This window comes from Streptomyces ambofaciens ATCC 23877 (assembly GCF_001267885.1).
GTDB classification, from domain to species: Bacteria; Actinomycetota; Actinomycetes; order Streptomycetales; family Streptomycetaceae; genus Streptomyces; species Streptomyces ambofaciens.
Window position 1 is genome coordinate 6,249,891 of sequence record NZ_CP012382.1, and the last position, 12,340, is coordinate 6,262,230.

The 12,340-nt window shown below is 73.0% G+C and carries 13 protein-coding genes and 1 pseudogene; 9 read left to right on the forward strand and 5 right to left on the reverse strand.

Translation table 11 applies throughout. The annotated features are described in order from the left end of the window. From SAM23877_RS27405 to zapE, 3 genes are all read right to left on the reverse strand, one after another. Nucleotides 1-582 (reverse strand): carbonic anhydrase, encoded by a 582-nt coding sequence (locus SAM23877_RS27405; RefSeq protein ID WP_053138860.1) that lies wholly within the window; start codon nt 580-582, stop codon nt 1-3. Nucleotides 583-661: 79 nt separating this feature from the next. After that, nucleotides 662-1,063: a hypothetical protein gene (locus SAM23877_RS27410; RefSeq protein WP_053138863.1), complete on the reverse strand. Its 402-nt coding sequence runs from the start codon at nt 1,061-1,063 to the stop codon at nt 662-664. 187 nt (nt 1,064-1,250) lie between these two features. Continuing rightward, nucleotides 1,251-2,381 carry a cell division protein ZapE gene (zapE, locus tag SAM23877_RS27415; RefSeq protein ID WP_053138866.1) on the reverse strand — a complete coding sequence of 377 codons (1,131 nt, stop codon included), beginning with the start codon at nt 2,379-2,381 and terminating at the stop codon, nt 1,251-1,253. Nucleotides 2,382-2,924: 543 nt separating this feature from the next. Between zapE and SAM23877_RS27420 the strand changes: the two genes are divergently transcribed. The 4 genes from SAM23877_RS27420 to msrB all read left to right on the forward strand — a co-directional run bounded on the left by SAM23877_RS27420 (nt 2,925) and on the right by msrB (nt 6,252). Then, the gene (locus SAM23877_RS27420; RefSeq protein WP_053138869.1) at nt 2,925-3,710 is read left to right on the forward strand and encodes a pyrimidine reductase family protein; all 786 of its coding nucleotides are present in this window, start codon (nt 2,925-2,927) and stop codon (nt 3,708-3,710) included. Between the two features lie 163 nt (nt 3,711-3,873). After that, the gene (locus SAM23877_RS27425; RefSeq protein WP_174532260.1) at nt 3,874-4,347 is read left to right on the forward strand and encodes an indole-3-glycerol phosphate synthase; all 474 of its coding nucleotides are present in this window, start codon (nt 3,874-3,876) and stop codon (nt 4,345-4,347) included. 84 nt (nt 4,348-4,431) lie between these two features. Continuing rightward, nucleotides 4,432-5,814 carry a UDP-N-acetylmuramate--L-alanine ligase gene (murC, locus tag SAM23877_RS27430; protein ID WP_053138876.1) on the forward strand — a complete coding sequence of 461 codons (1,383 nt, stop codon included), beginning with the start codon at nt 4,432-4,434 and terminating at the stop codon, nt 5,812-5,814. Nucleotides 5,815-5,844: 30 nt separating this feature from the next. Further along, complete coding sequence (msrB, locus tag SAM23877_RS27435) at nt 5,845-6,252, forward strand: peptide-methionine (R)-S-oxide reductase MsrB (protein ID WP_053138879.1); 408 nt, start codon at nt 5,845-5,847, stop codon at nt 6,250-6,252. 28 nt (nt 6,253-6,280) lie between these two features. Here msrB and SAM23877_RS27440 read toward each other — a convergent pair whose 3' ends face one another. Together SAM23877_RS27440 and SAM23877_RS27445 are read right to left on the reverse strand one after the other, a co-directional pair. After that, nucleotides 6,281-7,714 (reverse strand): sensor histidine kinase, encoded by a 1,434-nt coding sequence (locus SAM23877_RS27440; protein ID WP_053138881.1) that lies wholly within the window; start codon nt 7,712-7,714, stop codon nt 6,281-6,283. Next, nucleotides 7,711-8,445: a response regulator transcription factor gene (locus SAM23877_RS27445; RefSeq protein WP_053138886.1), complete on the reverse strand. Its 735-nt coding sequence runs from the start codon at nt 8,443-8,445 to the stop codon at nt 7,711-7,713. Before SAM23877_RS27445 ends, SAM23877_RS27440 begins: the two co-directional genes overlap by 4 nt. A gap of 85 nt (nt 8,446-8,530) precedes the next feature. Here SAM23877_RS27445 and SAM23877_RS39260 point away from each other — a divergent pair. The 5 genes and pseudogenes from SAM23877_RS39260 to SAM23877_RS27465 all read left to right on the forward strand — a co-directional run. After that, nucleotides 8,531-8,650, forward strand: a pseudogene (locus SAM23877_RS39260) (FAD:protein FMN transferase); the annotation flags it as partial. 112 nt (nt 8,651-8,762) lie between these two features. Continuing rightward, nucleotides 8,763-9,920, forward strand: coding sequence for an ABC transporter ATP-binding protein (locus SAM23877_RS27450; RefSeq protein ID WP_053138890.1), 1,158 nt, complete (start codon nt 8,763-8,765; stop codon nt 9,918-9,920). Further along, on the forward strand, nt 9,917-10,627 hold the full coding sequence (locus SAM23877_RS27455; protein WP_053138893.1) for an ABC transporter permease: 711 nt from the start codon (nt 9,917-9,919) through the stop codon (nt 10,625-10,627). The genes SAM23877_RS27450 and SAM23877_RS27455 overlap by 4 nt, the downstream gene beginning before the upstream one ends. Further along, nucleotides 10,624-11,289, forward strand: coding sequence for an ABC transporter permease (locus SAM23877_RS27460; RefSeq protein ID WP_053138896.1), 666 nt, complete (start codon nt 10,624-10,626; stop codon nt 11,287-11,289). Before SAM23877_RS27455 ends, SAM23877_RS27460 begins: the two co-directional genes overlap by 4 nt. An 86-nt stretch (nt 11,290-11,375) precedes the next feature. Beyond that, nucleotides 11,376-12,335, forward strand: a complete 960-nt coding sequence (locus tag SAM23877_RS27465) for an ABC transporter substrate-binding protein (protein WP_053138899.1) — start codon at nt 11,376-11,378, stop codon at nt 12,333-12,335. The last annotated feature ends 5 nt before the right edge of the window (nt 12,336-12,340 follow it).

The following is a 12,340-nucleotide window of genomic DNA, read 5'->3' on the forward strand; positions in this document are numbered from 1 at the left end:
TCACAGGGTCTCGAACGTGTCGGTGTCCGCGCGGTGTTCGCGCACGGCGCCGGTGTGGACCTCGTAGTACCAGCCGTGCAGGCGCAGCCGGCCCTCCGTCAGCCGCCGCTCGACGCACGGGTAGGCGCGCAGCCGCAGCAGCTGGGCCAGGACGTGGCGCTGGACGGCCTCGGCGACCGTCGGATCGGCGGGGTCGCACGGGCCGGGTGCGTCCGCGGCGTGGGCGAGCCAGTCGCGCACGGCGGGTACGGCGCTCAGGTCGTCGCCGCGCACCAGCGCGCCGACGGCGCCGCAGTGCGAGTGGCCGCAGACCACGATGTCCGTGACACCGAGCACCTGCACGGCGTACTCGATGGTGGCCGCCTCGCCGGAGGGGCTCCCGGCGCCGTACGAGGGGACGATGTTGCCCGCGGTGCGCAGCTCGAAGAGCCGGCCGGGCCGGGCGCCCGTGATGAGGGCCGGTACGACCCGGGAGTCGGAGCAGGTGATGAACAGGACTTCGGGCGACTGGCCTTGGGCGTGCCCGGCGAACTCCTCAGGGCGCTGTCCGTAGGCGCGGGCGTTGTCGATGAGGGGCTGCATGATGCGGTGATTCCTCCTGGCGCGCGGTGGGGAGCGCGTCGGATGGGCAGGACGGTGGTGGGGGGTTGCCGCCGGACCCTCAGCAGCGGAAGACCTGGAGCACCGCCGGCGAGAGATCCGTCGCGTGTCTCGGCCGGTCCTCGGCCGTGCCGCCGGAGGGGGCGGGGGCGGGCACGACCGACGTGCCCTGCCGCGGCAGCGGCCACAGGGGGGCGTCGGGCTGGGGCGCGGCGGCGGTGCGGTGGCGGTCGCGGACGCGCGGGGCCGGGGCCGGTTTTCCGGAGCGCCCGGCGGTGTGGCAGGTGGCGGTCTCGTCGTGCAGAGCCGCGGCGGAAGGGGTGTCACCGGACCGGGCGTTGGCCACGGCCTCGCGGTCTGTGTGCGCGGATGCGAACGACGTTCCGGGGGTGAGGAACTGGAGCGCGAGCAGGACGGCGGCGAGGAGTGAAAGCACGGTCCGAGCCGTCGTGCCTCGGAGCATGCGCCCCCCTCCAGGTCGTTCGTGCCGTTGGTCCAGGACGACCCAAGGTCAACGGGCCGTCAACGCATGGTCAATGCGCGGTCAAGAAACACGTTAACCCTGCAAAATCGTTTGCAGGGTTAACGGAACGTTACGAGCGGGAGAGAGCCCGAAAATGGCGGGTGGGTTGGCGGGAACCGACCGCTCGTCAGGGCGTTTCGACCAGCCGGGCCGCGTCGCGGGCCAGTGCGGTGAGGCGGGAGATCGCCCGGAAGTACTTCTTGCGGTAACCGCCCTTCAGCATCTCCTCGCTGAAGAGCCGGTCGAAGGGCAGCCCGGAGGCCAGGACGGGCACCTCGCGGTCGTAGAGCCGGTCCGCCAGGACGACGAGCCGCAGTGCCGTCGACTGGTCCGGCACCGGCCGCACCCCCGTGAGGCACACGGCCGTCAGGCCGTCGGTCAGGGCACCGTAGCGGCTGGGGTGGACGCGGGCGAGGTGGTCGAGGAGCGCGGGGAAGGCGTCCAGGGAGGTGCCCTCGGCGGTCTGCGCCGCGCGGGTCACCTGCTCGTCGGAGTACGGCGCCGGGGCCTCGGGCAGACCGCGGTGGCGGTAGTCCTCGCCGTCGATGCGCAGGGCGCGGAAGTGGGCGGACAGGCCCTGGATCTCACGGAGGAAGTCGGCCGCGGCGAACCGTCCCTCGCCGAGCTTGCCCGGCAGCGTGTTGGAGGTGGCGGCGAGCGCCACGCCGGCCTCCACGAGCCGGCCGAGGAGGCTGGAGACGAGGACGGTGTCGCCGGGGTCGTCGAGCTCGAACTCGTCGATGCACAGGAGGCGGTGCCCGGAGAGGGTGCTCACCGTCTGCTGGAAGCCGAGGGCGCCGACGAGGTTGGTCAGCTCCACGAAGGTGCCGAACGCCTTGCGGGAGGGTTCGGCGGGGGTGGCGTGCCACAGGGAGGCCAGCAGGTGGGTCTTGCCGACGCCGTAGCCGCCGTCGAGGTAGACGCCGCGGGGGCCGGCGGGGGTCTTCGGCGCCCTGCCGCGGCCGAGGCCGAAGAAGCCGCGCCTGCCGGTGCCGCCCTGCCTCTCGCCGCCGAGCCCCGTGGCGAAGCCCTCCAGGACCCGCACGGCCTCGCTCTGGCTGGGCTGGTTCGGGTCCGGGATGTAGGTGCTGAAGCGGACCGAGTCGAAGCGGGGCGGGGGCACCATCTCGGCGACCAGGCGCTCCGCCGGGACGTGCGGCTCGCGGGCGCACAGGGACAGCGGCGCGGCTGCCGCCCCGGCTATCGGGGTGGGGCCGGAGGGGGTGGAACCGGAAGCGGCGGAAGAGGAGGGCGACACGGTGGTCCATGGTAGGGCCTGTTCGCGGAGCGCCCCGCTGGCCGCCGGGCGGGCGGGGCGCCGGCCGGGACCCGGACCGGGGGTGCGCGGTGCCTCGGGCGCCGGCCGGGGCCCGGACCGGAGGTGCGCGCCGCCGCCGTGCGCCCCGGACGCCGGGAGGCCGCACCCCGTCCGGTCCGCGGCGTACGTTCGCCGGACGGCCCGCCGGCCGCTCCCGTGGAAGGTCGCCGGCGACCCGCGGTCGCCCGGCCCGCCCACGGCGGCCCAGGCCGCCCACGACCGCCCATGGCGGCCCAGGCCGCCCACGACCGCCCACCGGCCCGGGAGGTGCGGCCGCCGACCGTTCGCCGGGCCACTCGCCGGTCGCTCCCGCGGGAGCGATCGTTACGGCAGCCCATGGTCGCCCAGACCGCCGGGGGCACCCCGCGGTAGCCCACGGCGCCCCACGGCGCGGCCCGGGAGGCGCGGTCGTCGGCCGTCGCTCCGTCGGTCCGTGCTCCGCCGGCGCGGTTCGGGATCCGGCCGCGTGGAACACTGCACCGCATGCGACGCCTGTTCCCTGTGACCGATCAGACAGCCGGCCCGGACCCCGACGGGACCGACCGGGAGTGGAGCCTCGCCGAGCTCGCCGCCGCCTACGCCTATCCCGAACCGGACGGGCGGCCGGGGGCGTGGCTGCGCGCCAACATGGTCTCCACCCTCGACGGCGCCGCCCAGCACGACGGCCGCTCCCAGCCCATCTCCAGCGCGGCCGACATGCGCGTCTTCGGCACCCTGCGCGCCCTGGCCGACGTGGTGATCGCCGGCGCCGAGACCGTACGCCAGGAGGGGTACCGCCCGGCGCGCTCGCGGGCCGACTTCGCCGAGCTGCGGCGGGCGGCCGGACAGTCCCCCGTGCCCGCGATCGCCGTGGTCAGCGCGAGCCTGGAGCTGGACTTCACCCTGCCGCTGTTCACCTCGCCGCTGGTGCCCACCCTGATCCTGACCGGCGCCGCCGCGGCGCCGGAGCGGGTCGCGGCCGCCGAGAAGGCGGGCGCCCGGGTGGTCATCGCCGGTGACGGCGTCGGCGTGGACCCGGCCCGTGCCGTCGACGCGCTCGTCGCCCTCGGCCACACCCGGCTGCTGACCGAGGGCGGTCCGCGGCTGCTGGGCCAGTTCGTCGCGGCCGGGGTGCTCGACGAGCTGTGCCTGACCGTCTCGCCCCTGCTCACCGCGGGGGACGCGCAGCGGATCGCCGGCGGGCCGTCGGTCGAGGTCCCGCGGCGGTTCGTTCTGGCCTCCCTGCTGGAGGAGGAGGGATTCCTGTTCAGCCGGTACCGGCGGGACTGAGGTGATCGGCCGAACAGGCGGAACGGTTCGTTCCGCTCAGTCCGCGCCGGGCACACTGAATCGGCAGTACCGGTGCGATCACGGGGCAGGATGGTTTCCGCAGGGTCCGGTACGGCCTACGGAGGGTGGGTCCCACGGGCCCTCGAAGGAGAAGGGGCGCCTGGTGTTCACAAGCGTTTTGATGATCGAGAAGGCCCTGACGTCCGCCGACGTGGAGTTCGTCACCACCTTGCACGGCGAGGAGCGGGTCGCCTTCCACGTGCTGCTCCAGCCGCGCGGCGATCAGGCGGACAGGCTGCTGAGAGCCATCGACGACGTCGCGCTCGGCGAGCTCGACGACGCCGTGCGGGAGGGCGAGACACCCGAGGGCGAAGAGGCACAGAGCGTCGGGCAGCGGGCACTGGAGGTGTCCCTCACCGCCCTGCGCGCGTCCGGGGCCGAGGCCGACGGCCGCCTGATCGAGGACCATCCGCTGGACGCGCTCAGGGCGCTGGTCACGGAGACCGGGGCCGACGAGGTGATCGTCCTGACCGACCCGCACTACGTGGAGGAGTTCTTCCACCGGGACTGGGCCTCGCGCGCCCGGCACAAGGTCGGCGTGCCGGTCCTGAAACTGTTCTCCCACAGCAAGGCATAGGCTGGGGCCGCGCCCCCGCCCAGGGGGCGCGCCCACCGGCAGAGCACCCTCGTACACCCGTCGCACCTCTGGGGAGAACAGCGCATGGCACCCGGCCTTCCTACCGCCATGGACCGACCGCACTTCATCGGCATCGGCGGCGCCGGGATGTCGGGCATCGCCAAGATCCTCGCCCAGCGCGGCGCCGCCGTAGCGGGCAGCGACGCCAAGGACTCCCCGACCGCCGAGGCCCTGCGCGCCCGGGGCGCCACCGTGCACATCGGGCACGCGGCGGAGCACCTCGCCGACGACGCCAGCTGCGTGGTCGTGTCGTCGGCGATCCGCGAGGACAATCCGGAGCTGGCCCGTGCGGCCGCCCTGGGCATCCCCGTGGTGCACCGCTCCGACGCCCTCGCCGCCCTGATGGACGGCGCGCGTCCGATCGCGGTCGCCGGCACCCACGGCAAGACCACCACCACCTCCATGCTGGCGGTCTCGTTGTCCGAGCTGGGCCTGGACCCGTCGTACGCGATCGGCGGCGACCTGGACGCGCCCGGCTCCAACGCCCTGCACGGCGAGGGCGAGATCTTCGTGGCCGAGGCGGACGAGAGCGACCGCAGCTTCCACAAGTACGCCCCCGAGGTCGCCATCGTCCTCAACGTCGAGCTCGACCACCACGCCAACTACGCGTCGATGGACGAGATCTACGAGTCCTTCGAGACCTTCGCCGCCAGGATCGTCCCCGGCGGCACCCTGGTGATCGCGGCCGACCAGGAGGGCGCCCGTGAGCTGACGCGGCGGCTGGCCGGGTCGGTGCGGACGGTGACGTACGGGGAGTCCGAGGACGCCGACGTGCGCATCCTGTCGGTCGTCCCGCAGGGGCTGAAGAGCCAGGTCACCGTGGTGCTGGACGGCACCGAGCTGACCTTCGAGGTCTCCGTCCCGGGCCGCCACTACGCCCACAACGCGGTCGCCGCCCTCGCCGCCGGAGCGGCCCTCGGCATCCCGGCCGCCGAGCTGGCCCCCGCGCTGGCCGCGTACACGGGCGTCAAGCGGCGCCTCCAGCTCAAGGGCGAGGCGGCCGGCGTCCAGGTCGTCGACTCCTACGCGCACCACCCCACCGAGATGACGGCGGACCTGGAGGCCATGCGCGCCGCGGTCGGTGACGCCCGCATCCTGGTCCTCTTCCAGCCCCACCTGTTCTCCCGCACCCAGGAGCTGGGCGAGGAGATGGGCCGGGCCCTGGCGCTCGCGGACGCGTCGGTCGTCCTCGACATCTACCCCGCCCGCGAGGACCCGATCCCGGGCATCACCAGCGAACTGATCATCGAGGCGGCCCGGGCCGCGGGCGCCGACGTCACGCCCGTGCACGACAAGGCGGAGGCACCCGCGGTGATCGCGGGAATGGCGAAGGCCGGTGATCTCGTTCTCACCATGGGCGCGGGCGACGTCACCGACCTCGGACCGCGCATCCTGGACGAGCTGTAGAGAACCGCTTTGACGAGGGGCTGAGGACTCATGTCGTACGACGTCGAGAAGCCGGACGAGCAGTGGCGCGAGGAACTGGCCCCGGCCGAGTACGCGGTCCTGCGCCAGGCCGCCACGGAGCCGGCCTTCACCGGTGAGTACACCGACACCAAGACCGAGGGCGTCTACTCCTGCCGGGCCTGCGGTGCCGACCTGTTCACCTCCACGACCAAGTTCGAGTCGCACTGCGGCTGGCCGTCCTTCTTCGACCCGAAGGACACCGACGCGGTCGAGCTGATCGAGGACCGGTCGCACGGCATGGTGCGCACGGAGGTGCGGTGCGCCCGGTGCGGGTCGCACCTCGGGCACGTGTTCAAGGGCGAGGGCTATCCGACCCCGACCGACCAGCGGTACTGCATCAACAGCATCGCGCTGCGGCTCCGGCCCGCCGAGGGCTGAGCCGGCGGCTCGGCGGCGGACGGGAGCCTCACCGGGCGGCGGCCGGCAGCGTCACGGTGAAGACCGTCACGCCCGGTTCGCCGCCCAGCTCGATCGTCCCGCCGTGCGCCCGCACCAGCGAACCGGCGACCGCCAGGCCCAGACCGCTGCCGCCGCGGTCCCGGCTGCGGGCCTTGTCGACGCGGTAGAAGCGGTCGAAGATCCGCTCCCGGTCGGCGGCCGGGACGCCCGGTCCCCGGTCGGCGACGGCCACCCGCGCCGCGCCGGACGCCACGGACAGCGTGACCGAGACCCGCGTGCCCGGCGGCGTGTGCACGGCGGCGTTGGTGAGCAGGTTGTCGAGCACCTGCCGGACGCGCTGCGGGTCCAAGCGCAGCCTCACCGCCGCCGGCCCGGTCGTCACCGTCAGCGGATGCTCCGGGTGACCGGCGCGGAAGGCGTCCGCCGCCTGCCGTACCAGCTCCGCCAGATCCGCGTCCTCCCACCGCAGGGGTGCCTCCACCTCGTCCGCGTCCAGCCGGGCGAGCAGCAGGAGGTCGTCCAGGAGCACGCCCATCCGGGCCGCCTCCGCGCGCAGCCGGGCCAGGTGCCGCTCCCGTTCCCCGGGCTCGTTGGCCGCCGCGTACTGGAACAGGTCGGCGTAACCCCGTACGGACATCAGGGGGGTGCGCAGCTCGTGCGAGGCGTCCGCGACGAACCGGCGCAGCCGCCGCTCGGCCTCGGCGCGCACCGCCAGCGAGTTGTCGATGTGCTCCAGCATCGTGTTGAACGCGGTCCGCAGCTCGGCCACCTCGCGGCCGCCGTCCCGGCCGTCCACCCGCAGCGGCAGCCGGGCCGCCGACTCGCTCAGGTCGTGCGAGGCGATGCCGTGCGCCGTGCCGGCCATGTCGCTCAGCGGCTTCAGCCCGCGCCGCAGCATCCGCCGCCCGAACACCACCAGTGCCAGCAGCGCCAGGCCGAAGGCGACGACCTGCACCGTGACCAGCTGCTCCACGGTGTCCTCGACGTCCCCCAGGGGCGCGGCGCTGACCAGCACCACCCCGGGCCGCACCTCGCAGGCCCGCAGCAGATAGGGGCCGTGCCCGCCGATCCGCACGGTGCGGGTGAGGTCCTCGTCCGAGCGGGCCATCGTCCGCGCGAGGGCGGTGAGCGCACGGCTGTCGGCCGGCACCTCGGCGGGGGTGCGCAGATCGGCCGAGCCGCCGGACACGTCGTACACGGCCGTGTACCAGCCGTAGTAGGGCTTGCGCCGCACCGTGCCGTGCTCCGCCGCGTCCTTGGACTGCACGACCTGCACCAGCTTCATCTGATCCGCGAGCTGCCGCTCCAGGTAGTCCCGCATGGACGCGGTCAGCGCCGTGCCGACCACGGCGAACACCACCAGCGACAGCACCCCGAGCCCCAGCGCCAGGCGGGTCCCGAGCCGCAGCCGGCGGTAGGCCCGCCACAGCCGGGGTATCACCGGGCCGCCTGCCGGATCACGTACCCGAAGCCGCGCACCGTCCGGATCAGCGGCTCGCCGGCCCCGTCGGCGTCGCCGAGCTTGCGGCGCAGCCGGCTGACGACCAGCTCCACGACGTTGGACCGGCCGCCGAAACCGTACTCCCACACGTGGTCGAGGATCTGCGCCTTGGTCAGCACGGCCGGTGACTTGCGCATGAGGTAGCGCAGCACCTCGTACTCGGTGGGGGTCAGCGACAGCCGCCGCTCGCCCCGGCGCACCTCACGGGTGTCCTCGTCCATCGTCAGGTCCCCCACCCGCAGCACCGCCCGCCGGAGATCCGGCCCGGCGCTGCGCCGCAGCACGGTCCGCAGCCGGGCCATCAACTCCTCCACGGCGAACGGCTTGACCAGATAGTCGTCACCGCCCCGGGTCAGCCCCGCCACCCGGTCGGCCACACCGTCGCGCGCGGTGAGGAACACCACCGGCACCATCGTGCCCGAGCCGCGCAGCCGGTCCAGGACACCGAAGCCGTCGACGTCCGGCAGCATCAGGTCGAGCACCACGATGTCCGGACGGAACCCGGCGGCCAGCCGCAGCGCCTGCTCGCCGGTGTTCGCGGTGACCGCCTCCCAGCCCTCGTAGCGGGCGACGGTGGCCACGAGGTCGGCGATGGGCGGATCGTCGTCCACCACGAGGAGTCGCACTTTTTCCACCCGCACATACTGCGCCACCGTCCGCCCGCACCCCATACCGCGTGGGCCTCCGCACCGAGATGGACAAGCAGTTGGCAGTCGCCCGACAGGAGAACGACAGGTCGGACGGGCGAAGCCCGGTGCCGTGACCATGGGTGAGGAGGGGATCGCGTGGGCCGCCGCCCGGCACGGCTGCGAGGTCTTCGCGGTCGACGCGGAACGCCGGGTGCCGCGCACGGCTGGCCTGCCCGTCCCGGGGTAGAGGCCTCACGCGGACGCCACGGGCCCGCAACACCGGACGTCTAGACTCTCCCGGCAACGACCCGTAGCGACCTGGCCAGAACTTTCCGCCCACCCGAAGGGTATTCGGCGTTTTGATACGGATGGAATCAGTCACCAAGCGGTACCCGGACGGCACCGTGGCGGTCGACCGGCTGTCGCTGGAGATACCGGACCGCTCGATCACGGTCCTCGTCGGACCCTCGGGCTGCGGCAAGACGACGACCCTGCGGATGATCAACAGGATGGTCGAGCCCACGGAGGGCACCATCTCCCTGGACGGCGCCGACCTCCAGCAGCAGCCGGTCACCACCCTGCGCCGGTCGATGGGGTACGTCATCCAGAACGCCGGGCTCTTCCAGCACCGGACGATCCTGGACAACATCGCCACCGTGCCCCGCATGATCGGCTGGGGCAAGCAGAAGTCCCGGGAACGGGCGGCCGAACTGATGGAACGGGTGGGGCTCGACGCCTCCCTCGGCAAGCGGTACCCGTACCAGCTCTCCGGCGGCCAGCAGCAGCGCGTCGGCGTGGCGCGGGCGCTCGCCGCCGACCCGCCCGTGCTCCTCATGGACGAGCCGTTCTCCGCGGTCGACCCCGTCGTCCGCAAGGGGCTCCAGGACGAACTCCTGCGCATCCAGGACGAGCTGGGCAAGACCATCGTCTTCGTCACGCACGACATCGACGAGGCCGTCAAACTGGGCTCCATGGTCGCGGTGATGCGCACCGGCGGCCGGCTCGCCCAGTTCGCGCCGCCCGCCGAGCTCTTGTCCGACCCCGCGGACGACTTCGTCGAGGACTTCCTCGGCGCCGACCGCGGCATCCGCCGGCTGTCCTTCTTCCCCTCCGCGGGCCTGGAGCTGACGACCCGCCCGGTCGTGCGGGTCGACGCCACCGCCGAGCAACTCGCCGCGGCCGACGGCCCGTATCTGCTGGTGACCGACGCGGACGGCCGACCGCTGGGCTGGGCCGAGCCGCGGGACCTGACCCCCGGCGCCCTCGTGCCCGAGCGCCTCCTGTCCCACGGGCGGCCGTTCCTGCCCGGCACCGATTCGCTGCGGGCCGCCCTGGACTGCGCGGTGCTCTCGCCGACCGGCTGGGCCGTCGCCGTGGACGCCGACGGCCGGGTGACCGGCGTCGTCTCCCAGCAGGCCGTCGGTGAGGCGATCCGCGCCGCTCACGGTGCGGGACCCGCGGCCGGGACGCCGGCCGCACGGCCCGCCACCGCCGCCGTCACCGAGGCCGCCCCGTGAACGGTTTCTTCGACATCCCGAGCGACCTCGACAACACCTACTTCGGGCTGATCGGACTGCATCTGCGCGAGGCGCTGCTGCCGGTGCTGGCCGGGCTGCTGCTCGCGCTGCCCGTCGCCCAGCTCTGCGTGCGGTTCCGCTGGCTGTACCCGCCCGTGCTCGGCGTGACCACCGTCTTCTACGCCATCCCGTCGCTGGCGGTCTTCGTCGTCCTCATCGACTACACGGGCCAGACCGAACTGACGGTGATGATCCCGCTGGCCGTCTACAGCCTGGTGGTGCTCGTCCCGGCGATCGTCGACGGCGTGCGGTCGGTGCCCGAGGAGACCCTCGCCGCGTCCACCGCCATGGGCTTCGGTCCCGTACGGCGCTACCTCCAGGTGCAGTTGCCGATCGCCGTGCCCGCCATCCTCGCCGGCCTCCGCGTGGCCGTGTCGGCGAGCATCTCGCTGGTCAGCGTCGGCGCCCTCATCGGCAATCAGGGCGCCCTCGGCAATCTCCTCGCGGACGCCCAGAAGTACGGCCGTCCCGAACTGGCGGTGAACTCCGTCCTCACCACCGCCGTACTGGCGATCCTGTGCGACGCGGCACTCGTCCTGGTCCGCAACCTGCTGACGCCGTGGATGCCGCGGGGCGGGACCAGGCGCCCCAAGGCGGCCGCCGTGCGGCAGGGCCGGCCCGAGACGGAGAAGGCGGCGGCCCGGTGAACGTGATCAACTTCGTCAACGCCTTCTTCAGCGACAGCGCCCACTGGCACGGCTACGACGGCATCCCGCAACGCCTGCTGGAGCACGTCCAGTACTCGCTGCTGGCCCTCGGCCTGGCCGCCGCGATCGGGCTGCCCGCCGGGCTGCTGACCGGGCACACCGGACGCGGCGGCAACGCGGTCGCCTTCGTCGCCACCGCCGCCCGCGCGCTGCCCAGCTTCGGCCTGCTGGTGCTGATCGCCGTCGCGGTCGGCATCGGCCTGCTGCCCGTCATGATCCCGCTGGTCGTGCTCGCGGTCCCGCCGATCCTGGTGACCACCTACGAGGCGGTCCGCTCCGTCGACCCCTCCCCGGTGGACGCCGCCCGGGGCATGGGCATGCACGAGTCGAGCATCCTGTTCCGGGTCGAACTGCCCGTCGCCCTGCCGCTGATCCTCAGCGGACTGCGCTCGGCGGCCATCCAGGTCGTCTCGACGGCCACCATCGCCGCGTACGTCAGTCTCGGCGGGATCGGCCGGTACATCATCGACGGGCTCTACCAGCGCGACTACGAGAAGGTGGTCGGCGGAGCCACCCTGGTGGCGCTCCTGGCCCTCGTCACGCTCGCGTTGTTCTGGGCGGCGGGACGGCTGGCGGTCTCGCCCGGGGTGCGCAGGCGATGACCACGGAGCGAGATGTGCACACGGGTGTGAAAAACGTGACCAGGCCGTTCTTGACTGACCGACAAGTGGCTCGTTTGGATCGGTGGATGACTTCTACCGCGCACAGCAGCAGGTCCAGGACGAGGCACACCGGCGCGGCGGCCGTCGCGCTCACCGCCGCGGCGGCGCTGCTCGCGGGCTGTTCCTCCTCCGACGACACCTCCGACAACCCCCTCGCCGGGGAGAAGGCGGAGGCCGGCACCGTCGTCGTCGGCTCGAACAACTTCGCCGAGAGCACCCTGCTCGCCGACATCTACGGCGAGGCGCTCAAGGCCAAGGGCCTCAAGGTCACCTACAAGCACAACATCGGCAGCCGCGAGACGACGTACGGCCTGATGAAGAACGGCTCGGTCACCGTGCTGCCCGAGTACAACGGCTCGCTGCTGGCCTACCTCGACTCCAAGGCCGAGCAGAAGTCCGCCGAGGCGGTGAACGAGGCGGCGAAGGCCGGGCTCGACGAGAAGCTGACGCTGCTGGAATCGTCGCCGGCCGAGAACAAGGACTCGGTCAGCGTCAACGCCGAGACCGCGAAGAAGTACGGGCTCACCGCGGAGTCGACCCTCGCCGACCTGAAGGAGGTCGCGCCGGACCTGGTGATCGGCGGCTCGCCCGAGTTCCAGACCCGGCAGCAGGGGCTGAAGGGCCTGGAGTCCGTGTACGGCCTGAAGTTCAAGTCCTTCAAGGCGCTCGACGCGGGCGGCCCCCTCACGCAGTCGGCGCTGACCAAGAACACCGTGCAGGCGGCGGACGTGTTCACCACCGACCCGACCATCATCAAGGAGAAGTTCGTCGTCCTGAAGGACCCGGAGAACCTCTTCGGCTACGCGAACGTGACCCCGCTGGTGTACAAGGAGGGGCTCTCCGAGGAGGGCGTCGCCGCACTGAACGCGGTCTCCGCCAAGCTGGACACCAAGACGCTCCTCGACCTGGACGCCCAGGTGCAGCTGGACAAGAAGGACCCGCTGGACGTGGCCAAGGAATGGCTCGCGTCGGCCGGACTGGTCTGACGCTC

What these genes read in the sequence shown, in the direction of transcription:
- SAM23877_RS27405 (WP_053138860.1), bottom strand. Translation starts at nt 582, where the DNA reads ATGCAGCCCCTCATCGACAACGCCCGCGCCTACGGACAGCGCCCTGAG.
- SAM23877_RS27410 (WP_053138863.1), bottom strand. Translation starts at nt 1,063, where the DNA reads ATGCTCCGAGGCACGACGGCTCGGACCGTGCTTTCACTCCTCGCCGCC.
- SAM23877_RS27420 (WP_053138869.1), top strand. Translation starts at nt 2,925, where the DNA reads ATGCGACGCCTGTTCCCTGTGACCGATCAGACAGCCGGCCCGGACCCC.
- murC (WP_053138876.1), top strand. Translation starts at nt 4,432, where the DNA reads ATGGCACCCGGCCTTCCTACCGCCATGGACCGACCGCACTTCATCGGC.
- msrB (WP_053138879.1), top strand. Translation starts at nt 5,845, where the DNA reads ATGTCGTACGACGTCGAGAAGCCGGACGAGCAGTGGCGCGAGGAACTG.
- SAM23877_RS27445 (WP_053138886.1), bottom strand. Translation starts at nt 8,445, where the DNA reads ATGGGGTGCGGGCGGACGGTGGCGCAGTATGTGCGGGTGGAAAAAGTG.
- SAM23877_RS27465 (WP_053138899.1), top strand. Translation starts at nt 11,376, where the DNA reads ATGACTTCTACCGCGCACAGCAGCAGGTCCAGGACGAGGCACACCGGC.